Raw genomic sequence first — 26,128 nt, forward strand, 5'->3', positions numbered from 1 at the left:
GGCTCATTTTATTTTAGATTCCAGCATATCCAGCAGATCATACGCTATACGATCGGGAGAGTCTTGCGTGATTCGATTACGGTAGTTGGATAAAACGACCACGCCTGTTTTTGAATGCGGGCGGAAGCCCATGAAACTGGAGAATCCAGACGTCGCCCCATTATGGCAAATGAGTCCTGTGTCATCGATGACCCAGCCGAGTCCCATTGACATGTTCCTGCCCATATCCCGTCTTGGTTCATGCGTGATTTTCCAAAAAGAATCCGCATCTGCGTGTAGATGGCTAGAGAGAAATGACAATAAATCTGTGATGGTCGAGCGAATAGCGCCAGCTCCTTGATAGTCAAGCATATGAAGCGGCGGAACCTCTTTTCCATTTTCCCGATGCCCTAAGATCATCTTTGCTTCTACATTATCCTTAATCGTAATAAAGGTACTTGATAGATGAAGCTCATCCACGATATATTCCATCAATAGCTGTTCATATGTTTTGTGACGAGACCAGCCCATGATTAAACCAAGCAGACCCATACCCACATTGGAATAACGAGATGGAAAGCTTTTTGGCTGATTCCACTTTTTCGAATTTAACAGTTTCATTAATTCATCGAGTGAATACTGACAGAACATATCTCTTCTCACTTTAGGAAGGAAGCATAGCTGCAAATCTCTAAGAAGACGATGCGGAGGAAGACCAGACGTATGGGTTGCCAGCTGCTCTATTTGAATGGGGTGATTCTTTCGAATGTGAGGACAATACAGAGAAATCGAATTATCGAGTTTCATCTGCCCTTTTTGCATCATGCTTGCCAATATACTTGTCGTAAAGACTTTTGAAATCGAGCCAATCTCAAAAATGACATCCTCTGGCTGCACTCGCTTTTGTATAGGGTGATCCCCGAAATGAAAGACATGCGTTTCCCCTTGATGAATCAGTCCGATCACAAGCAGCGCCTCCTTCTTTTTCTCTGTATAAGAGGAAGCGATTTTCTGTACTTCTTGTTTGAGCGTCATTCATTCTCATCCTTTCTCTTCGTTTTGATGTGGGATCAATTGATCAAGCTTTTCATAAATCGATGTCAATGTGGAGATCTCATCGAAGGATAATGCTGAATAATATTTTTCAATAATCGCAAGCTCTACCTTTCGCATATTCTCAAGGTACGTTTTTGCCTTCTCAGAAAGTTCAACATGCAATTCCCTCCGGTTATTCGGGTTAATGCTGCGGCGAATCCATTCTTTTTTTTCAAGCGTGTTTAACAATTGACTCACTGCACTTTGAGTGATGCCTAATTGCTGGGCAATTTGAATAGGAGAACTTCCCCTTTTCTGCTCAATAAAATTCAGTACAATATGCTGCTTATCGGTTAACTCATCTACAAATAATTCTTCAAACTCTAATCGGAGCTTTTGATGGATGCGGGCTTCGATATTGTTTAGCTCTTGAATCATAGCTGTTTTGGATGTCACTTTTATCACCTTCATAATTAAGATAACTTAAGTATAAAGCAACCTTTATATTAAAACAAGAAAAAATCCCCATCTTTTAGAAAGATAGGGAACTTGCCTATTACGCTTCTTCTTTAGGGGTAGGCACCGCACATACGCCATCTGCACATGCTGCTTCAAATGAATTGGCAGACGCTTTCTCTGCTTGAGCTGCTTCCTCTGTCCAAGCTGTTTCAAGTGCGCGCAGGAACGTATCGGCCGGCTGCGCACCTGCAACTGAATACTTGTCATTGATCAAGAAAAACGGAACAGCATTGATACCAAGCTGTCTCGCTTCTTGTTCATCTTTTCGGACATGATCGGTAAATGCTTCGCTGCCCAAAACTTGCTGTACTTCCTTCTCATCAAGACCTGCTTTTTCTGCAATTTGTAAAAGGGTTTGACGATCACCAACATGCTTTCCATCTGTAAAATATGCTTGAAACAGTTCTCCCATGACAAAATCGCCTTTCCCCATTTGACCAGCATATTGCGCCAATCGATGGGCATCAAAGGTGTTGGTCAACACGAGCGGATCAAATTGAAAATCGATCCCTTTCTCTTTGCCGGCCTGCTTCACCTGCTCATTCATCGCCATGGCCTGGCTGCGGCTCATGCCATATTTTTTGACGAGCATATCATGAACGTCATGATCGACTTGAGCAGGTGCGTGGGGATCAAGCTCAAAGCTTTTAAACTCTATCTCTACCTGGTCCTTCTCTGGGAATTGTTCTAGCGCTGTTTCCAGCTGTTTTTTTCCTATATAACAAAAAGGACAGGCGATATCTGACCAAATTTGTACTTTCATGTTCATCTTCCTTCCGTGCTTGCACTTTTTCTTTAACGATGTAACTATTATAGTTACATCAAATCGGTTATGTCAAGATTCTGGGCTTGATTGAAATGAAAAAGCCTCTCCTTTTAAGAAAGGAAAGGCGTTGAAAATGACTATTCTAAATTTGCATGGTGACCGTACATTGTATGTGTATCGAGCTCTTTCATTTCCATTAACCGCAAAATGACCCCATCGTAAGTCAAAAGAAGCAGCTGCTCAAATAGTGAACCCATTGGCTGAATGGTATGATGACTTCCTTCCTGTTGATCCTTCGGTGCACCTGACAATAAGATGACTTCATCCGATAGATCAGCTAAAGGTGACTCAGCAGAAAGCGTGAACGCTGCCACTTTTCCGCCAATTGCTTTTGCCTTTTTTGCAAGGACAAGCAAAGACTCTGTGCGACCAGAGCCGCTCCCCACAATCAAGAGATCCTTTTTGGTAAAAGAAGGCGTATTCGTTTCTCCAATGACATAAGCCTTGACGCCAATATGCGTAAGTCTCATCGCAAACGATTTTCCCATCAAACCAGACCTGCCTGCACCTGCCACAAAGACTTTTTGTGCAGATAAAATACTTGTGACCAGGCGCTCTGCTTGTTCGTCTTGAATGGCTGGCGAATGCTCAGAAAGCTCATTTAAAATGGCCTTCACATAGTCGCTGGTCTTCATGATTGTGCGATCAGCTGCTTCATTTGTGCCGCTACTTCTGCTTTATTGTCCTGGCTTGCGATACCGCCGCCGACAATGATTAAATCAGGGTTTAATTTCACGACTTCAGGTAACGTATCAAGCTTAATTCCGCCTGCAATCGCTGTTTTTGCCTGCTTGACGACTTGTTTAATTGTCATAAGGTCAGCAAATGAGTTTTGACCAACCGCTTGCAGGTCATAGCCTGTATGCACACAAATATAATCGACTCCAAGCGCATCCAGCTCTTTTGCACGGCCTGCGATATCTTTGATGCCAATCATATCAACTAAAATTTGTTTTCCTCTTGCTTTTGCTTCTTTCACCGCTCCTTGAATGGACATATCTTCTGCCGCTGCAAGAATGGTGACGATATCTGCTCCTGCTTCGGAGGCCTGCTGCACTTCATAGCCGGCAGCATCCATAATTTTCAGATCAGCGAGTACACGTAAATTCGGAAAAGCCTGCTTGACTTCTTTTACAGCACGAAGCCCTTCGTTAATCACAACAGGTGTCCCAATTTCGACCACATCAATGGATGCTTCTACTTCTTTGATCAGCTCAATTGCCTCTGGTATATTCACTAAATCTAATGCTAATTGTAATTTCATCAACTTTCACTCCCGTTTTTCATCTCATCTTCAAGAGCTCCGCGGATGATGCATCTTGAACGATGAAATGAGTATAACAACAGGATGGACGCAATCCAAGTACGCACTTTTTTTTTACATACTATACTTTTCCGCATATGGTTACAAAAAAGATACTGTCTTTTGGCCAGTATCTCAGCGTAAAGACAAAGGGCTAAAATAAAGTTATTTTAGCCCTTTGCCTACAATCGGTCATCTTTCTATTTATCATCTTTTAAAAAATTACTGTCGAGATACTGTTTTCCCCAATCATACATCGCCTCTAAAATCGGCATTAAGCTTTCTCCTAGTTCTGTGAGAGAATACTCAACCTTTGGCGGGACGACAGGATAAACCTCCCGGTGCACAATGTGATCTTCCTCTAATTCTCTTAGCTGATTGACAAGCATTCTTTGCGTAATCCCAGGCATTAACGACTTTAACTCACCAAAACGTTTTGTCCCTTCTCTGCCAAGGTGCCATAAAATCAGCATTTTCCACTTACCGCCGATAATATTCAGCGTCAGCTCTTTTTCGCAATTGAATACTTTATTTTCCATTCGTGATGACAACAACATACACTCCTTTAATTTCAAACCATTTACGCTTTATCATATACTGCGGCAAAATGAATTGCCCAAGCATACGGTCTTCGTTATTGATTTTGTTTTTTGACAAAAGCCATCACAGCCTCTGTCATTTTTTGTGCTTCTTTTGGCGCTCTGTCTGATCCAAACCATTTGTTCAGATCACTATGGCTTAACGTATGAACCCGAAAAACAAACCGAGAGCCTTTATCATGATTTAGTTTTTCTGCAAATCGGTACACCTCAGGATTTTCCCAGCCCGTGACCAAATAGACAGGAGGTACATTCGCTTGATTCATATAAGTGACAGGTGATGCCTTTGTCCAATTTTTCTCTTGTTTGCCAAAGACTTTTTTGTACGATGGGATGGCTTGTATAAATTGATTGAGGTTTAACGGCCCATCTAAAATCACGATGGAATTAATCGCTTTTGGCGACAGCCCCACACGTTTTAAGTAGGTCGAATCTGTGGCAACCAGCGCCGTCAAATGACCGCCCGCTGAGTGACCCATGACATTGATTTTTGATGAATCAATTTGATATTCATCCGCATGATCCTTTACCCATTTAATGGCGTTTGCTGTATCATCTGCCATCTGCTCATAGTTGGCATCAGGGTGAAGCCTGTAATTCATTGAAACAAACACATACCCTTGACCTGTAAAATAATCAGCCTTTGAAGCGACTCTATTCTTATCGCCGCCTGTCCAGCCGCCGCCATGGAGATAGATTATCACAGGATGCTTCTTCTTTTTGTATTCATCTTTGCCCTTTGGCATATACATATCGAGTGTTTGCTGTTTGTTTTGTGTGTCTGCATAATGGATATTGGTTGTCGGCTTAGGCTGGTTGAAACGGAACACAAAGAATGCGCATACCAATAAACCAGCGATGACCGCCGCAAATAAGAGCCATTTCATGAATCGATTCAATGTCATTGCACCTTTCTATGTTTGGGATGGGGAAGCACGAGTTTCAGCAGATATGTAGATAAACTAGCACGAAACTAAATTCATATGGGATGTGCAGAGCAATACAATTGATCAAGTCGTAAGATTCATTATACTCCTTAAAGTGGTGAAATTCATTGATTTGCTCTAGAGGGTTGACATCGAAATCAAGAATTAGATTCTGGATTTTTCATCTAAAAACCATGTCATAGTTTATCCTCCAAGAGGTTATTGTATAAATGCAATGATTCGTTTTCTTGTTTCTTCATGGTACTGGACATAGGAATGTAATAAAGGATACGATTCAAGGACGTGTTGAAATGATTTGATTTGAGGGTATTGCTCTTCAAATGACTGACGCAGCACGTTTAACTGTTTTTTTGGAATTCGTTTATGATCGATCACATAACTTAAGCTGCCTGTCACAAGAGTGAAAAATTCATAAAAATCATCGGACCACATACCAGTTTCCTCCTCAAAAGATACGATATCTTCTGGATAAGCGGAATGAAAACAATATTGATAGCGCTGCTTCAAATCATTGATTAATTCTTGTTTATCTTGGCTGGTGTTCATGGATCCACTACACCTTTCTCTCAATGCTTTTAGGCAGGTTAAAATTTAAGAAGAATATAGTCCTTATTATTCAATATTTGTGTAATTTTGAATGAATTCATTTCTAATATCTTCTGGAAGTTTCTGATTTGGAAATACAACAGAAATCCAACCTAATACAACCTCATTTAAAGTTCTCCACGTTTTTAACGTTTGGCTATTCATCTGTTCTAATTGATGAATAGCTAATACTCCAATCTCATAACCCCTTTCGCCATAAATGATCCATTTCGCAGAAGGGGAAATCCATATCACACGTGAAGCAATATTCATTAAACTATCATTTACGCTATGTATCGGTTAATCCGTTAAGATATCAAGGTAATCACTTGGTGTTATATTTAAAGGAATTTTCACCCAAGGATAATAACCAAATTCCCGATAAAAATCATTCATACATCTCGAATCATCTAAAGCAGCCATTAGTATGTATTTATCTCTGTGTTTCAAAGCTAAACCTTTTAACATCTCCCAGCTATCATCTGATAACAACCAATGAAATTCTTCAAATAAATAATGAGGTTTTTTTGTTTTAAACACTTGATCAGGGAATGTTTTTGTACTGTGAACGAGCGAATGAATAAACGATTGAACCTGTTCAAGTTCTTTTGGATCGGATATAAATAATTTTTTCACTTTATGCTCCTCTCATATCTTCGGGTGACTGATGATCATTTCTTTGGCTATTTTATCAAATCATTGATACTCTCCACTTCAAACCTCATGAACATTACGAATAATTTGATAGCAATTGACTGAAATATTCATTGAATGTTTTTTGATCCTTCAATAACAGTTCTAACCAATTTGCTAAATCAGGATGATCCAGTGGTTTCCATCCTTCTTCTAATAAAATATTTTGGGGACACTCTTTTTTTGATACCATACCTATTATACAAATTTCCAAATCTCTATCTGCTAGAATCGCCCACTGCAAAGAACGGGATAACCAAACCACTATGTTTGAGTTCGTAATTATATTATCCGCTATAGAACCTTTTGGGTGCGTCCATAGTGCATTTACATAATCCTCACCTGAAATGTTCACACTCGCTTTCAGCCAATGATAATAACCAAACTCCTTCAAATAGTAATCAACTGGATCTGGCTTAAGGACTGCGGTCAAAAATTCTCTATCACGTGTTGAATTTGATAACTCCTTGATTGTTGGTAAAATATCATCACTTAATGCCCAATCAAACTCTTGAAACAAAAAACAATCAAAATTCTTACGGAAGACTTGCTGTGGCAGCCCTTTATTTTGATCAAATACATGATCCACTAAATTCTGATAGAACCTGAATTCTTTTTCTGAACGAACAAATAAGGGCTCAGGCTGGTTCAAGCAAAAAGCCTCCTTCTCATGTGATATCACTATCATTTTCCTAAAACTAACCCATATATCATCATCTTATCAAAATATCCCCTTTTATATATAAAAAAGCATCCTAAACGGATGCTTCCATCAAATGATATTTTTTCAAAATACGATAGGTAATTTCTTTTGCTTTTAGTCCGGTGCCTTCGATATTTGTGGCGAAAATGTAGGTTTTGTTTTCATGTTTGATGAAGCCTGCGTACCAGCCGATGCCTGAGCCGGAGCCTGTTTTTCCGTATAGGGTGGCATGTTTCTCTTCTTCTTGTATCATCATTCGTTTGACGGTTCTCATGACAGACAGGTCAAATGGAAGACTTTCTTCATATAGCTGTTTGAGGAAATGGACTTGTTCTACTGGAGAAAGTTTCAACGAACTGCTTAACCAAAATTGATCGATTCCGCCTGATATGTCTTCGTTCCCATAATGAATGGCTTTCACCCAATGATTCATGCGTTCTTCTCCGATGTCACGCGCCATGGCTTGATAGTACCAGACGACTGAATCTCTCATGCCAGAGCCCAGTGTATGATCCTTATTCCAGTTATCAATCTCTCTTTTCACTCCGTCCCAATATTTGATGTCGTATTCATCTCTCACTGCGCCTGTTTGGAGTCCGATGAGGGCATTTGCCACTTTAAATGTCGATTGTGGGGCAAATCGCTCGTTCGCTCTTTTTTTGTTATACACCCATGGCGATTTTTCTTTTACTTCTTGGATGACAAATGTGCCTTCTCGGTCTTTCATGAATTCATCTACTGACCACGCTGGAGATGTTCCCTCACTTGATGAAGGCTGGCCGATACAAAATGCCATCAGCATGATGGTGCAAAACAGCCATTTCATATGCTTTTTCTTCAAAAAAATCGCTCCTTTTCCTATGATTTGTATCGATTGTAGCATGCCTGAGTGATGAGACATAAGGTACGCTTGTCCTCTTTTCTGCCAAATAAAAAAAGCCGGTTTCATCCGGCTTTTTGATCATATTAGCTTTCTTTTTTCTCTTCAATGGCCTGCTTCGCAATTTTTGAAATCGTCATATCATCCATTGGCGGGTTATGGAGCCCAGCCCGGATATCTCGATAGTAACGCTGAAGCGGACAGCCGAGGCTTAAGCTTTTTGCACCGACTAAACGCATGGCTTTATCGACCACTTGCAGACTATGATTAACGACTGTATGCTTCACAGCACCGAATTCATTGATTAACAGCTCTCTTTTCTCAGGCTTTTCATACAATGTTGTCGTTGAATAGATGACGTGGCGTGCTTGCTTTAGTAGTAAATCAATTTCGCCAATCAGTGTTTGGACATTCGGCAGGTCACTAATCGTTCCGCTGATACTGTTCGGTGAATGTGTGATGGCATACTGTACAGCATAGTCTCTTGCCGCTTGTGCAATTCCTAAATAGCAGGAAGGAATATGGGCGATCCAAGGGTTTAACGTACCGCCCCGAGGTCCTTTTTGCACTTCAACAAGCATATCATCTGATACCACAACTTGATCTAAGATTAAATCATGGCTTTCTGTTCCTCTCATGCCGACAACATCCCATGTTTCTTCTATAGAAACACCTTCTGTGTCACGGTGAATTAAGAAGAATCCCATCGCCTCTTTTTCTTCGATCCATACGCCGACTAAAAAGTATGTGAGAGCTGGTGACATTGTTGTGAAAATTTTACGTCCATTGATCACCCAGCGATCACCTGATTTCATCGCTGTTGTCCCAGGCTTGCCGCCTCTTGTTGGGCTGCCTGTCTGCGCCTCACTCACAGCGCGGTTGACAAGGGCGCCCTTCTTCACTTCTTCCGCAAAGAATTGCAGCTGCTTCTCATTCCATAGTTTCTTTTCATAAATTTCACCAACAACTCCTTGGTGCCACCCAATCGATAAGGCAGTCGCTCCGTCCATGCTGCCAAGCGTTTCTTGAAATAGAACCATATCTGTTACAGATTGACCCCCGCCTCCATATTCAGCGGGAAGAGACAGGGCTGTATATCCCATGTTTACTAATGATTCGATATTCTGTTTAGGAAAATAAGCGCCTTCATCATGTTTTTTTGCGTTTTGTTCAATCGTTTCACGAAGAGATTCCAGCTGATTAAGCCATGTTTTTTGAAAATCGGTATCGACAAATAATGCTTTAGACAAAACGTATCCAACTCCTCTGTTTCTCACAATCTATGATATCTCATTTTTCCAATCGGAATGAATAAAACACACTTTACTTATAGGATTTAATGTGTTAAATTTTATCAATATTAAGTACATCTGTCAAAGGAACGTGATGCTTTTATGATCTCAGCTACTAATCTACATAAATCTTATGGGCAGACCCATGTGTTAAAAGGCATTGATTTCACCGTACAAGAAGGTGAAGTGGTCGCAATTATTGGACCGAGCGGATCAGGAAAAACAACACTTCTCCGCAGTTTAAACAGCCTCGACATTCCAGACAAAGGAGAGCTGACTGTTGGAGAAGCCACGATTCAATTTGAACGATATCATAAAAAAGATCTTTTAAAACTAAGGCAGCAATCTTCCATGGTGTTTCAACATTATCACTTGTTTCAAAATAAACGAGCACTTGAAAATATTACAGAGGGATTGATTGTGTCCCAAAACATGTCTAAAAAAGAAGCTGAAAAGGTTGGAGAGCAATTTTTAGCGCGGATTGGACTGCTTCATAAAAAGGATGCATTTCCGAGTGAATTATCTGGCGGTCAGCAGCAGCGGATTGGAATTGCCCGCGCTCTTGCGATGAATCCTGCGGTGCTTTTGTTTGATGAACCAACGTCCGCACTTGACCCAGAGATGGTCGGAGAAATCCTTGAAATGATCAAAGATATTGCGAGCCAAGGGATGACGATGGTCATTGTGACGCATGAAATTTCGTTTGCAAAGGACGTAGCGGATACCGTGATCTTTATGGCAGATGGAGAAATCGTTGAAAAAGGCTCCCCAGAAGACGTCCTCATGAAGCCTAAGCATGAACGAACGAAACAATTTTTATCTAGGATTCATCGCGGAATGTGGCAAGGATCGGAGGAAGACATATGAAGCAAAAGACAGCATTCATGACAGCTGGTGTCCTTCTGATTCTCCTCTCCCTGATTGGCTGCAGCAGTGTGAAAACAACAACAGATGATGGAAAACAAATTGTGAAAGTCGCACTGAGTGCAGAGGTCAATCCACCCTTTTTAGCCACAAATGACCGAAACGAACCGATTGGCTATAACATTGATTATTTAAATGAAGTGGAAAAAAGACTTCCACACATACATTTTGATTACATCTTTGGCGAGGAAGAATCCAATTTAATTGGTGTTGGCGCAGGGAAGTTTGAAATGGCAGCTAATTGGTTTTTCAGTAACCCTGAACGCGAAAAACGGTTTCTTTACCCTCAAGTTCCGTACGGCTATTCGATGACAGGATTAATTGTGAATGAATCAAACCGGGATATTCAATCGCTTGATGATATGACATCAAAAAAGCTCGCTCCTGTCAGTCCCAGCGGCGGATTGCGTTCCATATTAAATCAATATAATGAAGAACATGATCCAGATATTCCGCTGACAACCATTGAAAGCCCTTCAAATGAACTCAACTTAAAGCGCGTTGAAAGCGGACGGTCTGATGCGGCTTTTATGAATATTTCGACCTTCGATACCATACAAAAGCATCTCAACCTAAAGGTCAAAGTTGGCGGCATTGTGTCAAAGGAGCCGATTTATCTTGTCTTACAGCCGAGTGAGAAGCAGCTTGCAGTAGATTTGGACCGGGTCACACAAGAGATGATTGATGATGGAACACTACCTAAGCTTGCGAAAAAGTGGTTTGGGGTTGATTTCTTTCAAGATATTGACTACATCTCAGAGCAAGGCTATCAATATGAAGAAAGGAAGGAAGCGTCATGACGTTTACAGCTGGAGATTGGCTGCGAATCTTTTTACAGGTGCTTGAACGCCTGCCACTCACTTTTCTCATTATTGCGGTGTCATTGTTTTTCGCCATCATAATAGGGCTCTTATTTGCATGCATTCGTATAAAACAAATCCCAGTGCTGAAGCAATTGGCTGTTATCTATTTATCTTTTACACGAAGTACGCCATTAATTGTTCAGTTATTCTTAATTTATTTTGGACTTCCTCAGCTTTTACTTGTGGCAGGAATTCAAATCAATCATTGGGATCGTGTGTTATTTGTGATGATGACGTTCTCTTTACATACGGGGGCTTATTTATCTGAAGTTTTTCGCAGTGCGTATTCGTCTGTTGGGAAGGATCAGCTGGAAGCCGCCTACATTGTGGGAATGACAGATACACAGGCCTTGATCAGGATCATTATCCCGCAGGCCTTTCTCATTGCCCTGCCAAACCTCGGAAATTACACCATTGATCTTGTGAAAGACACGGCGATTGCCTTTACGATCGGACTCATCGATATTATGGGACAGGTGAAAATCATCTTAGGAAATAACTATGGAATCGGCATGTTTGAAGTGTATGTGATCATTGCGATTGTGTACTGGCTCATTTGTATGAGCATTGAACTAGTCACCATGCTGCTTGAAAAGAAATTTGTAAAAGGCCGTACCAGTCTGTCACGTTAAGGAGGCGATTTGATGCAAACCATTGATATTCCATTTGCGATTGACCAAGTACCACATATTCTAAAAGGTGTTCCTTTCACCTTATTAATTGCACTAGTTTCTATGGCTGTGAGTCTTGTGATCGGATCTGTTTTTGCTTTCATTCGCCTCTTTCGCATCCCTGTACTCAGACAGCTCGTTACGCTATACGTCTCCTTTTTTAGAGGAACGCCGCTTATTGTTCAACTGTTCGCTTTCTTTTATGGGCTCCCTTTTCTTCTAACCAGTATGAGCGGCACATTCGGACTGACCTTTCATCCAGATATGGTCTCCCCTTTAGCTGTGGCTCTTATTACCTTCAGCCTGCATTCAGCCGCTCATTTAACAGAGGTGGTCCGAAGTGCACTTCTGGCAGTAGATAAAGGGCAGCTTGAAGCGGCAAAAATTGTAGGCATGACCACACGTCAGGCGATGATACGTATTATTTTGCCGCAGGCATTTGTTGTGGCCTTACCAAACCTAGGCAATCAGCTCGTTCAGTTATTAAAAGCGACATCTCTTGCGTTTACAATTGGGGTACTCGAAATCATGGGTATTTCCCGGATCATTGCAAATGACGGCTATCAGTTTTTAGAAACTTATCTCGTCTCTGCTTTGATCTATTGGCTGCTGAGCATTGTCTTTGAATTAGCCTTTGCATTATTAGAGAAACGTGTCAGTGTATACGGAAGAACTCTCGGACGTTAAAAAGTCGATCAGGCACAAAAACCTGATCGACTTTTTTATTCACCCTTTTTTGGTGTGTTAAATAGTTCTTTTGGTGCGGGTTTGAGCTTTGGTGCAGAGCCGAATACGACAGGTGCAGAAATATATCTGAACTCTCCTTTTCCATCCATGCTGCGGCCATGTGCCCATCTGCCTTGCTTACTTTCTTCCCCTCTTGAGAAGTTAAACAAGTCATAGGATACTTGCTGTTTTTCTAGTGAACGAGGGAAGGTGGTTGGTACGACGACATCTCCTTCTCGCTCTTCTAATTCTTTAATTGCGGCAAGCCACATATTTTGATGGTATGTATCACGAGCAATGAGGAAGGAGAGCATATCTTTGACGCCGCGGTCATCTGTCATTTCGTAAAGTCTTGTGACCTGAAGGCGGCCCTGGGCCTCTGCATTTAAATTGGCTCTGAAATCCGCCATTAAATTTCCGCTTGAAATGATGTATTTGGCATTCCACGGGTATCCTTGACTATCCGCTGCCATTGCCCCTAAACCTGCAACAATCGCATGCTGCGGGTTCATTCCGCCCATGACAGCTGCAAGTGCAGGATCACTTTGGTACGCCTCTTCTTGTTCTTTAACTGGTGCATTATCAAGTAAACGCGCAATCATCGTTGCCAGCATTTCGACATGACCAATTTCCTCTGTTCCTACGTCAAATAATAAATCCCTATATTTTTGATCTGCCCGGCAATTAAAGCCTTGAAATAAATATTGCATCATCACGCTGATTTCACCATATTGACCGCCTAATACTTCTTGTAATTTCTTTGCATAAACCGCATCAGGCTTTGAGGGCTTTGCTTCATATTGCAATTCTTTGATGTGATAAAACACGATGTCATCTCCCTTATCATTAAACATCTTTTCAATTATCACTATTCAACCGCAGCTCTCTTTATGAAAATGATCTGAATACATAAAAAAAGAGAATGGCTTATGCCATCCTCTTTGTTATCTTACTTATTCAGCACTGACTAAAATTTTCACTTGATCTTTTTCATTGATTAATGCATGGAAGCCATCCTCGATCACATCGTCCAGCTTGATTTTTTTCGTGACGAGTGTGTCTGCAGAGAAATAGCCTTTTCTCATTAGGTTTAATACAGATGGGAATACGTCTCTGTAGCCGATAATTCCTTTTACTGTACGTTCTTTAATGACAATGTCATTCGGCATAATTTCTGCGCCTTTTTCCCAAATGCTTACAATCACTGTTTCGCCTGAAATTCTAGTTGATTGGATTGCTTGCTTCAATACAACAGGTACACCTGTCACTTCAAAAGAAACATCGACGCCACCGTTTGTACGGCGAGCAATTTCTTGAACAACATCTTCATACTGAGATGGATCTACAATGATCGCTCCAAGCTCTTTTGCTTTCACTTGGCGCTCTTTTGATAATTCAACTGCATAAATATCAGTAGCACCAGCTGCTTTTAATGCTTCAATGACAAGTAAACCGATTGGTCCGCAGCCAAACACAGCCGCTGTATCCCCAGCTTGTACTTTACTAGAACGAACCGCATATAAAGCAACTGCAGAAGGCTCGACAAGCGCGCCTTGCTCATATGAGATTTCGTCTGGTAATAAATGAAGTAATTCTTCATCGACTGATACATATTCAGAGAATCCACCGCCGCCTCCGGCAAGTCCTAAAAAGCCCATGTTTTCGTCTAAGTTATAAGCACCTTGATGCCCGTGAGTTGCAAAAATAGGTTCAACCACCACTCGATCGCCTACTTTGTAATTGCTCACGCCTTCTCCTACTTCAACAACTTCACCAGAGAACTCGTGTCCCAGTGTAACGGGTGCTTTTTCTTTTGTAAGTGGATGAGGTTCATTCACAGGAATGAAGATCGGTCCGCCTAAATATTCATGTAAATCACTACCGCAAATGCCGCACCATTTTACTTTAAGTTTCACTTTTCCTGGAGCAACTGTTGGTTCATCAATTTCCTCTAGTCGAATGTCCTTTTGATCGTGCCAGCGTAGTGCTTTCATTTATAAGACTCCTTTTCTCATCAATTTAATTAACTTACTTAAATAATGATAACATAATTTTTTTAATTTTCTAAGTAGGATGCACTATTTTTTTGACAGTCAATGGACGAAAGATGACAAAACATAGCAATAGACAGATAAGAAGCATACATAGACACCCAATGATGACGGAAATTCTGATCGATAGAATATGAGCGAGTCCGCCGAATATTCCTGTCATGGTCATCGTCAGAATGGCTTCAACCAAAGCATAAAAGCTGGCTACCCTCCCCATCACCTCTACGGGGATATTTGTTTGATAGAACGTCATAAAACCTGTATTCGCAAATGCTAAAAAGAAGGCTAATATAAAAAATCCACCGGCGGCTGCAACTAGACTGCTGGAAAATGCATAAATAAGATAGCCAAACGCCACAAACAAACTGCCGATTCCAAGCATCAGCGAAACTGACAGCCTTTCGACAATGACCGAATTAAGACTTGCCCCTGCGATAATACCCGCTCCAGCTATACTGACAAGAAGGCCATATTGTGTATCAGTCAGCATCAATACTTCTTTTGCAAAGGCTGTTTCAAGTGAGTCTATGGCCGTAGGAAGGACCGATATCGCGGCACTAAATAATAAATATACCGTCATGATTTGGCGTGACGTCAGACTAAAACGCAGAACAAGCTTTGCATCCTCTTTTAACATTGAAAGGGAAAACCGCTTTTGGGCAGCATCTGTTTTGAGCAAATTCGGTAAACACATCGTTAACAAAGCAGATATCAACAGGCAGATCGCATTTACATAAATTGAAAGCACAGGAGTCCCGATGAGAAAGAGCAGACCTGCTGCTGCGGGCCCAAGTAAAAATCCACCTGATTGTAATAAAGAGCGAATGGCATTAAACCGTTTTCGGTTATCCGCCGGGATTAGTCCTGTCATATACACCATCGACGCTGGATGAAACATCGCTTGTGCCATCTGTATGAAAAACACCATGACATACAGGATGATCAGATGTCCTGAAAATAAGGCAAAAGGGATGCATGCAATGAGCAGAGCACGCGTAATATCTAAACTGATCATCACATTCCGCTGATTCAGCCTGTCAATCAAACTGCCGGACCAGCTATTGGTCAAAAGAGCAGCAGCCGGTCTTAGTAAATAAACTGCTGTTACAGCAAGTACAGAGCCCGTTTCTTGAAAAATAAGCAGATGGAGAGCAATCATATAAATCCATTCTCCTATGTTCGCGATCCCGATGGCTCCAAGTAAAATACTCATATCCCGCCAATGTTTTTTCATCATGGTCCCCCCTATTTGTCATAAAAAAATCCCGCCCCCAAGACATGTCTGTCTTGAGGACGGGATTTACTCCGCGTTGCCACCTCAGTTCATTCATCTGTTGCCAGATGAACCTTAGCGGGTGATCATTCACCCTTCTCTGTAACGGGAGAAGTTCGCTGCACCACCATCCGAGGGAATCCGGTGCAGAGCTAAGAGGCTTGGTTCCATCATGCTTCCCAGCTCCTTCTCAGCTTGACGGAGTTCTCTGTGTGGGGCAGCTATGATGTACTCTTCTCTATTTGCGCTGTGTCTTTTTTTCATCACGATCTTCAGCTGAATTGTTACATATTGTACTGCGCCTCGATCAAAGCGTCAATATTTTTTTCATGTTAATCCGCATAAATCATTTTTCTAGTCATGCCGCCATCAACAACCAAATCTGTGCCGGTCACAAATTGATTGTCTTCATCTGTTAAATAAAAACAGGCTTTCACAATATCCTTTGGCGTACCCACTCGATTGGAAAGATGCTGCTGATGGTCAATTTCTCGAAGACTTTTCTCATCCTTCGTTTCAATCCATCCAGGGGAAATGCTATTCACCGTAATGTGATCCTGACTAAAAGAAACCGCCAAGGCATGAGTAAGCGTGGAAATCCCGCCTTTTGATGCAGCATATGCTTCCGTATGAGGCTCTGACATGGTCGCACGGGTAGAGGAAATGTTCACAATGGAACCGCCGTTTGGATTCTCTTTGATATAACGTGCTGCTTCTCTAGCGCATAAAAAAGTCCCTCTTACATTTGTATGCAGCACATGATCCCACTCATCGACCGTTAACTCATAAGGCGATGCTGTGCACATGACGCCGGCATTGTTGATGAGAATATCAATCGTTTTGCAGTGCTCCGCAGCAAACGACATTAAGCGCTGAATATCCTTCTCCCGTTTCACATCCGTTTTAATGAAATAAACTTCATAGGACTCCTTTCTCAGCTGCTCCTCCAAACGCTTTCCCTTTTCTTCATCTATATCCGCAAGCACCACACGCGCCTCTTCTTTTGCATAACCGCAGGCGATCGCTTCACCAATACCATTGGCTGCGCCTGTGATGATGACGGTTTTATGTTGAAAATTCATCATTCATCCAATCCTTTCTCCATGAGATGTTGTCGTCTATCATATCATTTTGAGGAGTACGCATGAATAAAAAACCCTCTATCGCAATTGAGAGCCATAGAGGGTTTTTAAAAACTAAAATGAAACGAAGAAAAGTGATTAATAGGATCTAATATTTTTCAAACCAATCACCATAAAAACAATCGTAAAAGCTGCTAAAACTGTTATGTCTAATAATAAGATTGATTGGTTGACCGTACCACTCATGATCTCACCAAAACCAGACATCATCCACGTTTGCGGTATAGCCAAAGAGACCTTCTTCATAATGTCTGGAACGATATCTAAAGGCCAATAAATACCACCCAGCATACACGATCCTACGATAACAATTGCACTAAATACTTCAGATTGCTTTTTTGTATGAGATAAGGTGGCAATCATAAAACCTAAACTCACGACTAGCCCTATAACAAATGATCCAAACACTAGAATATGAATTACGTTTCCTAAGTACACATGAAAGAACACAGATAAGACAGTCAAAAGAACACCCAGTTGTATCCATCCAAGGAGGAAATAAGCCACTAAATAGCCCAGAAGCACATATATTTTATGAATTGGACTCGAAAGCAATCTTTGCCATGTATAATCTTTATATTCCAAATGAATAGATGACACAGAGCTTGAAATCGCAAACATCATAAACATAATGGTAAAGCCAAGCGGTATTAAATTTGGTTGCTGGCTTGCTTGATCATCTTGATTTTTTTCAATCAATGAAATGGTGCCAGATTCATTTAACTTGTTCAATGCATTAGAGAGAGAAACACTTTTCTGCTTTTTCACACCCTGATTGATTTGATAAATGATGGTAGCTGTCTCTTTTAAATAAGGAGATAAGACTGCATATTCTTCAGTTTTCTTATAAACTGTCACATCAAAAATTTCTTTATTTTCTTTTAGATGGGACTTTAATTGGTTTGCGACTTTCACAGACGCCACTACCTTTTCTTCAGATACTAAATCTTTTGCGTCCCTTTCAGTCGCCTTTACCCAGAGAAATTTGGTGTTTTTTTCGAGAATTTGAAAAATTTCTTGATCCAGTTTCCCTTGACTAGGCTCTAGAATAAAAGCAACTGTAGGTTTCTTTGAATCAGATGCGGTACTTCCAAAGATAAAACTAAATACGATTGGCATAACAAATAAAAAAATGAGGGTCAATGGGGACTTTAATGTTTCTTTTAACTTTAACGTTATAATGGCTAATATTTTATGCATAACGATGCTTCCTTTCAAAAGACATTCTTAATAAAGCAATGATGAAGAAAGCTAGTCCCATCCCACAGCTAAGTAATAATCCGCTTTGAATTTCACTAAAATCAGCACCTGCCATACTTTTCAAAAACATTTGAAGTGCAAGAGAATTAGGTAAAAAATAGCTGATATCAATCACCCATTGTGGGAATAAGTATAAGGGCACCATACTCCCACCTAAAGCAGCTAACACTTGAGTTCCTAAAATCCCTACACTGTTAAACGTTTTTTCTCTATTGATAAAAGAACCAATCAGCACCCCGAAACCCGCAGCATTTAATATAAAACTACATCCGATCATAACAACAGTAAAAGGCTCTCCCCAGTTCACCTTAAAGACAAAACTAGTAAATAAAATAATGACCGCAAGTTGAATCATACTCATCAAAACAATACCCAATAACTTCCCAACGATGTAACTAGTATTGCTTAATTTTGATACAATCAGCCTTTTATAAACATCTTCTTCTTTTTCCTCTATCATACTTCCAACTAGAAAAACAACAGTCATTAATAAAAAAAGCACACCCATCCCACCTGCGTAGTATTGGAAGGATGTAATCGGCTGGCTGTTGATATGAATATTCCTCTCGTTCACCAGTTCTTTTTTCAGTTGATCAGACGCGATTTCCACTTCTTTACCTTGATTCAACGGCAACAGAATACGATTCATATGATAATTTTGAAAGAATTGCAAAACCACATTTTCCAGAACCATTTCCTGTAAGTTTGAATTAGGCCCTTTGAGAATATTCAATTGCACATGATCATAATTCAATAGGCTTTTTTCAAAATTCGGCTTGATGATTATACCCATTGTAATGTCTCTACTATTTAAATCTTTCTCTAGCTGATTTTTCGAGGTGACCTTCACATCAAATATGTCACTTAGTTCACTCTTAGACACTGTTGAAAGAAACATTCTACTTGTAGCGGACTTATCTTGATCTGTTATTCCTACTCGAAATGAATTGATCCTGATTTCACTATCTTTCTTCATGTTATCTCCAAATGCTGCACCTAAAATAGCAATTAATATGATAGGCATAAAAAAAAGTGTAAAAAAGCTTTTCTTATCCCTAAAAAACAATAATAGATCTTTCAGTACAACCCAAATGCTCATATGCTCACCTCTATTCGGTCTAGTCTCGTAATTTCTTACCTGTTAAATACAAGAATACATTTTCTAAATTTGGTTCTACAACTTCTGCTGAAATAATTTCAACTTTCATATCTGTTAATACTTGAATTAACTTACTAATAAATTCTTGAGGTTTTTGATCTGATATTTTAAATTTTTGACCATCGACATTAAAATTTTTTGAAGGGTAGTTTTCTCGAATATGCTTACACACTTTTTCAATATCTGCTTTATTATTTTTAATCGTTAAAATTATTTCTCTTTGTTCTTCAACAAGTTTACTTAATTCAGCAATTGTCCCTAGTGCAACAAGTGATCCTTGATCAATGATTCCAATTTTGTCACATAAGTATTCAACTTCTTCCATATAGTGACTCGTATAAACAATAGTCATTCCATCTTGATTTAATCTTTTGACAGTTTCTAAAATATGATTTCTCGATTGAGGATCTATTCCAACTGTTGGTTCATCCATAATTAAAATTTTTGGCTTATGTAAAATAGCACAACCGATATTGACCCTTCTTTTCATCCCACCAGAGAAAAGCTTGACTTTATCATTTGCACGCTCTTCAAGTCCAATTAATTGAAGAGTTTCTCTCACTCTTTTTTTTAATAATTTTCCTTTCAATCCATACATTCTACCCCAAAAGGTTAAATTTTCTTTTGCCGTCATATTGAGGTATAATGCAATTTCTTGCGGAACAATTCCAATCATTTGTTGTGCTTTTTTTTGTTGCCTGTTCATATCATACCCTTCGATTAATACGTAACCATCTGTTGGTTGGTAGAGCCCTGTGATGATACTAATTAAAGTAGATTTTCCTGCTCCATTTGGCCCTAAAAAGCCAAATGAATCTCCTTTTTCAACTTTGAAACTTATTTCTTTTAATATTTGTTTATCACCATAGTTTTTTACTACTTGATTGACTTCTAACAAAGGTCTCACCACTTCCTTCTTTCTTTTAGGTATTGCGAAAGCCCGACACGCCAATTAGGTAATTCATAACCGATTACATTCGAAAACAGCAGACTATCCAGTACAGAAAATTTTGGTCTTTCGGCAGAATTTGGGTATAATTTCGAATTAACTTTTGAAATTTGTGCTACGTTTCTTTTTGAATACCTCAGTATTTCTTGCGCAAAAGTATATCTCGAAGCTATACCTTTATTAACAATATGATAGATCCCAAAATGATTTGTTAGTATGAGGTCCAGTGTAGCGGAAGCAAGGTCCACTGTATATGTAGGGGATCCAAATTGATCCGTAATTACAGGAATATCTTTTTGTATTTCAGACAAATCCAGTATCTTATCTACAAAATTCTTTTTTTCGCCCCTTCCAAAAAGCCAAGAAGTACGAATTATAAAATAACGTGTTGTTGATTTCTCTATATACTTTTCTCCTAACCTTTTAGATTCTCCATAAACATTGAGGGGGTTTGGTTTATTTTTCTCAGTATATGGAATATTTTGCTCTCCATTGAAAACATAATCAGTACTAAAGTGTACAAAAATTGCGCCTATTTCATCAGAGGCTTCAGCAAGATACTTTGTAGATGTCCCATTAACAAGTATTGCTTTTGCTGGTTCAACTTCAGCTTTTTCAACATCTGTATACGCTGCGCAGTTGATAACAATTTGTGGCTTCAACTTATTAAAGACTTTAACTATTTCTTCTTTTAAAGTGATATCGAGTTTTTTTTTATTAAAAGGATATACAGTATATAGTTTGTTTAATTTTAATTGTCTAAGAAGCTCACTACCTAAGGATCCATCTGACCCTATTAAAAGGATTCTCATTGTCATACCTTTCTTAAATTTATTTAAGTGATGGTTAATCCTAATTGTGATTATTCGCATACCACATCACAGTCTTTTTTAAAGAATCATAGAAGGAATAAGATGGAGACCATTGAAGTTCATGTTTTATTTTTGAATTATCTAAGGCATAGCGTCTATCATGCCCTAGTCGATCTGGGATGAATTCAATCTTATCAATGGGCTCTTCTAAAATATCTAAAATTGTTTTTACGATATCCATATTACTTTTTTCATTGTTTGCTCCAATATTGTAAATTTCCCCAGGTACTCCTTGATGTAATACTTTATCAATAGCAGAACAATGATCCTCAACATATATCCAATCCCTTACATTTAAACCATCTCCGTATAATTCGACCTTCTTTCCCTCCAAAATTCTTTTGATTGAAAGTGGAATTAACTTTTCTGGGTATTGATTTGGTCCATAATTATTAGTGCATCTTGTAATATTCACATCAAGACCGAATGTGTGATAATAAGATTTCACTAACAAGTCTGCCCCTGCTTTACTTGATGAATAGGGATTGTTTGGTGATAAGCTGGAATACTCCGTGAACATACCATTAGATAGAGATCCATATACCTCATCAGTTGATATTTGAATAAATTTAATCCCATGAAACTTACAACAAACTTCAAGTAATTGGTGAGTACCTACTATATTTGTTTGTATAAATGGAGAAGAATTAATAATACTTCTATCCACATGTGTTTCAGCAGCAAAATTAACAATAACTTGTATTTTATTTTCCCGTATTATATCAGTAACTATTTTTCTATCAGTGATTTCGCCCTGTATAAAGGAATAATTTTTTAAGTCATCTAATTTTATCAAATTTTTTTCATTTCCAGAATAGGTTAATTTATCTAAGTTAACAAAATTATAAAAGGGATATTTTTCAATCATATATTTTAGAAAATGACTCCCAATAAAACCTGCTCCTCCAGTAATCAGTAAGTTCATCTAAAACCCCCTCCTACAATACTTGAATGTTTGAAGATAGGGAGCCTTACATCTTTTTTTGAAAGAATTGGTTCTTTGACTGGCCATCGAATATCTAGATATGGATCATTCCATCTTATTCCACAATCGTGTTTTTTTGAATAGTATACATCTGTTTTGTAAATAACATTTGTATCACTAGTTAACGTACAAAAACCGTGTGCAAAACCTTTTGGTACAAATACCTGCTTTTTATTATCTGCTGTCAATATGACAGAAATCCATTTACCAAACGTAGGTGATTTAGGTCGAATATCAACGATGACATCGTAAATTGCACCCGAAATCACTCTTACTAATTTAGATTGAGCAAAAGGAGGCTCTTGAAAATGAAGCCCCCTTAATACCCCTGCATCTTTAGAAAATGAATGATTATCTTGCTTAAAAGTTACATTTATACCAGCCTCATTAAAATCACGTTGATTATATGTTTCAGAAAAGTATCCTCTTGCATCATGATAAATATCTGTCTCAATCACAAAAACACTTTCCAATTCAGTCTCATATATCTGCATAATTAACCCTCTCTGATAAATTTTAATATTCCTCTATTAAGCTCAGTAAATACTCTTTATAAGAATTGTTAGAATATTCATTAGTCATTTTTTCTAGTTCATTTTTTGAAATATAATTCTCATTATAGGCAATTTCTTCCAAGCAAGCGATTTTCAAATTTTGTCTTGTTTCAATCGTTTCAATAAACTGAGAAGCCTCTAGAAGCGAACTATGTGTTCCTGCATCTAGCCATACATGCCCTCTTCCAAGTAATTGTAAGTTCAATTGGTTTATAGCTAAATATTGATTATGAATATCTGTTATTTCCAATTCTCCACGTCTAGATGGTTTTAACTGTTTCGCAAAACAAACCGACTGATGATCAAAAATATATAAACCCGTAATGGCATAACTTGACTGAGGTTTTTGAGGTTTTTCTTCGATTGATAGAACACGGTGATTTGCATCAAAGTTAACAACCCCAAATCTTGCTGGGTCACTAACTTTATATGCAAATATCGTGGCTCCCTTTTTGTGTTTATGACTTGTCTTTATTTTTTCTATTAATTGATGACCATAAAAAATATTATCACCGAGTATCATTGTTACTTGGTCTTTTCCTATAAATTCTTCACCAATTATTAATGCTTCAGCTATTCCTGACGGTTTCTGCTGTATCATGTATTCGAAATGAAGACCAAATTGAGAACCATCTCCAAATAATTGCTCAAATTTTGAAATGTCATGTGGACTTGATATAAATAAAATGTCTCTAATACCCGCCATCATTAAAACTGAAAGCGGATAGTAAATCATAGGTTTGTCGTAAATAGGAAGAAGTTGCTTTGAAATAATTTTTGTTAATGGGTACAGTCTTGTACCACTGCCTCCCGCTAAAATAATTCCTTTCATGTTTGATCTCCTTCATTATTAAATTGAACCAGACGAAAACATGCTATTCTTCATATTTACTTATCACAACAGATTGGTAATTACCTCCATATGAAAAAGAATTCACTAGAACATGTGAAGCCGAACTAGTATGTAAGGGTTTCTTTAAGTAATTTAATTTCCCCTCAAAGATTCCCTCTTTTAAAAGACGTATACCGGTGTAATGACCTTTTAATGCAAGTAACGCATCAATAATTCCTATAAAGCCAGCCGTTCCATGTGTCTCTCCAAATGTATCTTTCGTCGTTCCAATTAGTGGACTTTTTATAGAAAACAATCTACGCATCGCATTAGCTTCAGCTGCATCAAATATTTTATGTCCACTAGCTGACGAAGAAATATAATTAACATGATTCTTATTTAAGCCTGCATCTTCAATTGCACTTAGCATAGCTTGCTTCCACGATGTCCCTTTCGGATCAACTTTACCAATTCCGAAATTGTCAGAAGTCATCCCAAAACCTTTCACTTCCCCCAGAATTTCAGCGTCTCTTTTTTTTGCCTGATCTAGTGACTCTATTACAAATGCAACGCTGCCTTCTCCTAATATATTTCCACTTCTATTTTGATCAAATGGCCTTGCTTCATCATCAGTTAAATATCCATTTATTTTGGACATTCCAGCCATCATAGGTTCATTAAATTCGTCAGAAGATACGACAATGACTTGTGTACAAAGATCTTGCTGAATTAAATTCGTTGCATAATTTAAAGCATTTATTGCTGAAACACCCCCAGCGCAGATAGTTGAGGTGGGGCCTTTTAGTTTAAAATTTAAGCCAATATTCCCTGCAGCAGCATTCATCACAGTGTTTGGAAAAAGTCTCGCATTTGCCTTTTGGGCACCTTGTTCGATGACAACTCTATTAAACGCTTCAACAGTATCAATAGGACCTGTACCTGTAGCAAATAAAAGACCAACTTTTTCCGTATTATTATTTGTTATTTTCAGTTTTGCAGAATCTAATGCCATTTTCACAGCTACATTTGCTTGTTTACTAATGGGATCCATTTTCCGCAGCAATTTTGGATTAATAAATTTTTTATATTCGATATCAGGCAAAAGTGCAGCTTTTTTATATCCATATTTTTCAAAATCAAACTTTCCATTCTTTGAGAATCCATCCATACCGCTAAGCAACAAACCTTTAATTTCTTCATAATTTGAGGCATTACCTGCAATAGCCCCAACTCCTGTTAAAACAACTCTTTTATCACTTTCTTTTTTCTTTTTCTCTTTTTCCGAATGATGTTTCCCAAATGTGATGCTGACATTATTTCCTCCAAAAGCAAATGAATTAGATAGAATGACATCTAATTGTGCTTTTTGAGGTATATTCGGTACAAAATTTAGATTATACTGTCTTTCTTCTTCTTTAAAATTAATCGTTGGTGGAATGACACCATTTTTCAAAGCGAGTATACTCGTTACCGCCTCTGTGGCACCAGCTGCGCCCAACATATGACCTACCATTGATTTAGTTGATGACACTGGTATATTGCTTTCTTTAATAATGGCTTTGATTGCCTTTGGTTCTGATAGATCATTAGCAGGAGTACCAGTACCATGACCATTGATATATGACAAATCCTCACCTTGTAATTCAGACTGCTCTAAACAACTTTTCATTGACCTTGTAGCACCTAATCCTGCTGGATCAGGAGCTGTTTGGTGATAACAATCAGCAGACATTGCATAATCTAAAATTTCTGCATAAATGCGAGCGCCTCTTTTTTTAGCATGTTTTAAATCTTCTAAAACTAAAAATGCTGCACCTTCACCAATGTTAATACCGTTACTTTTACTATAAGGAGAACAATGCCCAACACTTAGCGCTTGAAGCGAGTTAAATCCACTTAATGACAACTTAGTTAATGGGTCTACTCCTCCTGCAAACATCATATCTGCTTTTCCAGACCTAATCATATCAGTCGCATGGCCAATTGCATTTGTACCGGCTGCACATGCATTAGATATGACAGTTTTGGGTCCTTTTACTTTTAAATATGTTGACACATGATCTGCTGGAACATGGATTGGATATTGATAGATAAGCGAAGGGTTTGCTTGATCTAATCCTTTCTTGATCCATTGATCATGAAATTTTTCACCACTTAATATACCACCGAGTGAGGTACCTAGAGTCACACCAACTCGATAAGGATCCACCTCATGAATGTCGAAGCTAGCAGTCAATGCTGCTTCTTTTGCTGCGATAACTGCAAATTGACCTGCACGGTCCATTGAATTCATTTCACTTTCGCTCAAATAACGCTCTGGGCTGAAGTTTTTTACTTCCCCACCAAATTGAGACATCAAATCCGAAGTATCTATTGATTCAATTTTTTTTATGCCACTTATCCCGTTAGCGGTGTTGTTCCAGAACTCCTCTAAACCTATACCATTTGCGCTTATAATCCCCATTCCAGTAATAACAACTTGATGCTTTTTATATCTCATTGTGTA

At 38.8% G+C, this 26,128-nt stretch carries 27 protein-coding genes and 1 pseudogene; 4 read left to right on the top strand and 24 right to left on the bottom strand.

Annotation, left to right across the window (positions count from 1 at the left end):
• Positions 1–3: 3 nt before the first annotated feature.
• The 12 genes and pseudogenes from NSS65_RS12245 to NSS65_RS12300 form a co-directional block, all read right to left on the bottom strand.
• Positions 4–1,014: a serine hydrolase gene (locus NSS65_RS12245; protein ID WP_070326475.1), complete on the bottom strand. Its 1,011-nt coding sequence runs from the start codon at positions 1,012–1,014 to the stop codon at positions 4–6.
• Between the two features lie 6 nt (positions 1,015–1,020).
• Positions 1,021–1,470, bottom strand: a complete 450-nt coding sequence (locus NSS65_RS12250; RefSeq protein WP_081338912.1) for a MarR family transcriptional regulator — start codon at positions 1,468–1,470, stop codon at positions 1,021–1,023.
• A gap of 100 nt (positions 1,471–1,570) precedes the next feature.
• The gene (locus NSS65_RS12255; RefSeq protein WP_034280019.1) at positions 1,571–2,296 is read right to left on the bottom strand and encodes a DsbA family oxidoreductase; all 726 of its coding nucleotides are present in this window, start codon (positions 2,294–2,296) and stop codon (positions 1,571–1,573) included.
• A 140-nt stretch (positions 2,297–2,436) separates the two neighbouring features.
• Positions 2,437–2,994 (bottom strand): 6-phospho-3-hexuloisomerase, encoded by a 558-nt coding sequence (gene hxlB, locus NSS65_RS12260; RefSeq protein ID WP_034280016.1) that lies wholly within the window; start codon positions 2,992–2,994, stop codon positions 2,437–2,439.
• Positions 2,991–3,623 (bottom strand): 3-hexulose-6-phosphate synthase, encoded by a 633-nt coding sequence (hxlA, locus tag NSS65_RS12265; protein WP_024423080.1) that lies wholly within the window; start codon positions 3,621–3,623, stop codon positions 2,991–2,993. The genes hxlB and hxlA overlap by 4 nt, the downstream gene beginning before the upstream one ends.
• Before the next feature lie 239 nt (positions 3,624–3,862).
• Complete coding sequence (locus NSS65_RS12270) at positions 3,863–4,219, bottom strand: winged helix-turn-helix transcriptional regulator (RefSeq protein WP_029708013.1); 357 nt, start codon at positions 4,217–4,219, stop codon at positions 3,863–3,865.
• A 77-nt stretch (positions 4,220–4,296) separates the two neighbouring features.
• The gene (locus NSS65_RS12275) at positions 4,297–5,166 is read right to left on the bottom strand and encodes an alpha/beta hydrolase (RefSeq protein ID WP_034280011.1); all 870 of its coding nucleotides are present in this window, start codon (positions 5,164–5,166) and stop codon (positions 4,297–4,299) included.
• 240 nt (positions 5,167–5,406) lie between these two features.
• Positions 5,407–5,754 carry a YxiJ family protein gene (locus NSS65_RS12280; RefSeq protein WP_034280008.1) on the bottom strand — a complete coding sequence of 116 codons (348 nt, stop codon included), beginning with the start codon at positions 5,752–5,754 and terminating at the stop codon, positions 5,407–5,409.
• Positions 5,755–5,820: 66 nt separating this feature from the next.
• A pseudogene (locus NSS65_RS12285) lies at positions 5,821–6,429 on the bottom strand (hypothetical protein).
• Positions 6,430–6,523: 94 nt separating this feature from the next.
• On the bottom strand, positions 6,524–7,138 hold the full coding sequence (locus NSS65_RS12290) for a hypothetical protein (RefSeq protein ID WP_034280005.1): 615 nt from the start codon (positions 7,136–7,138) through the stop codon (positions 6,524–6,526).
• A gap of 103 nt (positions 7,139–7,241) precedes the next feature.
• Positions 7,242–8,030, bottom strand: a complete 789-nt coding sequence (gene blaBPU, locus NSS65_RS12295; RefSeq protein ID WP_034280751.1) for a BPU family class D beta-lactamase — start codon at positions 8,028–8,030, stop codon at positions 7,242–7,244.
• A gap of 125 nt (positions 8,031–8,155) precedes the next feature.
• The gene (locus NSS65_RS12300) at positions 8,156–9,319 is read right to left on the bottom strand and encodes an acyl-CoA dehydrogenase family protein (RefSeq protein ID WP_034280002.1); all 1,164 of its coding nucleotides are present in this window, start codon (positions 9,317–9,319) and stop codon (positions 8,156–8,158) included.
• Between the two features lie 144 nt (positions 9,320–9,463).
• Between NSS65_RS12300 and NSS65_RS12305 the strand changes: the two genes are divergently transcribed.
• Genes NSS65_RS12305 through NSS65_RS12320 form a run of 4 tightly spaced genes read left to right on the top strand, consistent with a single transcriptional unit; the run spans position 9,464 to position 12,506 of the window.
• A complete protein-coding gene (locus NSS65_RS12305; RefSeq protein WP_034280000.1) occupies positions 9,464–10,228 on the top strand; it encodes an amino acid ABC transporter ATP-binding protein in 765 nt (254 codons plus the stop codon).
• Entirely contained in the window at positions 10,225–11,085 is an 861-nt protein-coding gene (locus NSS65_RS12310; RefSeq protein ID WP_326134823.1) for an amino acid ABC transporter substrate-binding protein, read from the top strand. The genes NSS65_RS12305 and NSS65_RS12310 overlap by 4 nt, the downstream gene beginning before the upstream one ends.
• Complete coding sequence (locus NSS65_RS12315) at positions 11,082–11,780, top strand: amino acid ABC transporter permease (protein ID WP_025092844.1); 699 nt, start codon at positions 11,082–11,084, stop codon at positions 11,778–11,780. The genes NSS65_RS12310 and NSS65_RS12315 overlap by 4 nt, the downstream gene beginning before the upstream one ends.
• Positions 11,781–11,792: 12 nt before the next feature.
• Complete coding sequence (locus tag NSS65_RS12320) at positions 11,793–12,506, top strand: amino acid ABC transporter permease (protein WP_034279995.1); 714 nt, start codon at positions 11,793–11,795, stop codon at positions 12,504–12,506.
• Positions 12,507–12,541: 35 nt separating this feature from the next.
• Here the strand turns inward: NSS65_RS12320 and NSS65_RS12325 are convergent, their stop codons facing one another.
• The 12 genes from NSS65_RS12325 to NSS65_RS12380 all read right to left on the bottom strand — a co-directional run bounded on the left by NSS65_RS12325 (position 12,542) and on the right by NSS65_RS12380 (position 26,122).
• Complete coding sequence (locus tag NSS65_RS12325; RefSeq protein WP_034280749.1) at positions 12,542–13,372, bottom strand: manganese catalase family protein; 831 nt, start codon at positions 13,370–13,372, stop codon at positions 12,542–12,544.
• Between the two features lie 126 nt (positions 13,373–13,498).
• Positions 13,499–14,539: a 2,3-butanediol dehydrogenase gene (locus NSS65_RS12330; protein WP_024427903.1), complete on the bottom strand. Its 1,041-nt coding sequence runs from the start codon at positions 14,537–14,539 to the stop codon at positions 13,499–13,501.
• A 70-nt stretch (positions 14,540–14,609) separates the two neighbouring features.
• Positions 14,610–15,830 carry an MFS transporter gene (locus NSS65_RS12335; RefSeq protein ID WP_065214601.1) on the bottom strand — a complete coding sequence of 407 codons (1,221 nt, stop codon included), beginning with the start codon at positions 15,828–15,830 and terminating at the stop codon, positions 14,610–14,612.
• A gap of 371 nt (positions 15,831–16,201) precedes the next feature.
• Positions 16,202–16,951, bottom strand: coding sequence for an SDR family oxidoreductase (locus NSS65_RS12340; RefSeq protein ID WP_144496238.1), 750 nt, complete (start codon positions 16,949–16,951; stop codon positions 16,202–16,204).
• A 138-nt stretch (positions 16,952–17,089) separates the two neighbouring features.
• Positions 17,090–18,211 (bottom strand): ABC transporter permease, encoded by a 1,122-nt coding sequence (locus NSS65_RS12345; protein WP_144496239.1) that lies wholly within the window; start codon positions 18,209–18,211, stop codon positions 17,090–17,092.
• Positions 18,204–19,370 (bottom strand): ABC transporter permease, encoded by a 1,167-nt coding sequence (locus NSS65_RS12350; RefSeq protein WP_065214599.1) that lies wholly within the window; start codon positions 19,368–19,370, stop codon positions 18,204–18,206. The genes NSS65_RS12345 and NSS65_RS12350 overlap by 8 nt, the downstream gene beginning before the upstream one ends.
• A gap of 19 nt (positions 19,371–19,389) precedes the next feature.
• The gene (locus NSS65_RS12355; protein ID WP_070326604.1) at positions 19,390–20,328 is read right to left on the bottom strand and encodes an ABC transporter ATP-binding protein; all 939 of its coding nucleotides are present in this window, start codon (positions 20,326–20,328) and stop codon (positions 19,390–19,392) included.
• Positions 20,329–20,333: 5 nt separating this feature from the next.
• Positions 20,334–21,191, bottom strand: a complete 858-nt coding sequence (gene rfbD / locus NSS65_RS12360; protein WP_268480905.1) for a dTDP-4-dehydrorhamnose reductase — start codon at positions 21,189–21,191, stop codon at positions 20,334–20,336.
• Positions 21,192–21,231: 40 nt separating this feature from the next.
• Complete coding sequence (gene rfbB / locus NSS65_RS12365) at positions 21,232–22,176, bottom strand: dTDP-glucose 4,6-dehydratase (RefSeq protein WP_268480907.1); 945 nt, start codon at positions 22,174–22,176, stop codon at positions 21,232–21,234.
• Positions 22,173–22,730, bottom strand: a complete 558-nt coding sequence (rfbC, locus tag NSS65_RS12370) for a dTDP-4-dehydrorhamnose 3,5-epimerase (protein ID WP_070326467.1) — start codon at positions 22,728–22,730, stop codon at positions 22,173–22,175. Before rfbC ends, rfbB begins: the two co-directional genes overlap by 4 nt.
• Before the next feature lie 22 nt (positions 22,731–22,752).
• Positions 22,753–23,622, bottom strand: coding sequence for a glucose-1-phosphate thymidylyltransferase RfbA (rfbA, locus tag NSS65_RS12375; RefSeq protein ID WP_070326466.1), 870 nt, complete (start codon positions 23,620–23,622; stop codon positions 22,753–22,755).
• Between the two features lie 43 nt (positions 23,623–23,665).
• Entirely contained in the window at positions 23,666–26,122 is a 2,457-nt protein-coding gene (locus NSS65_RS12380) for a beta-ketoacyl-[acyl-carrier-protein] synthase family protein (RefSeq protein ID WP_070326465.1), read from the bottom strand.
• Between the last annotated feature and the right edge of the window lie 6 nt (positions 26,123–26,128).

It is taken from the genome of Bacillus sp. FSL K6-1006 (genome assembly GCF_038593175.1).
GTDB lineage: Bacteria > Bacillota > Bacilli > Bacillales > Bacillaceae > Bacillus > Bacillus safensis.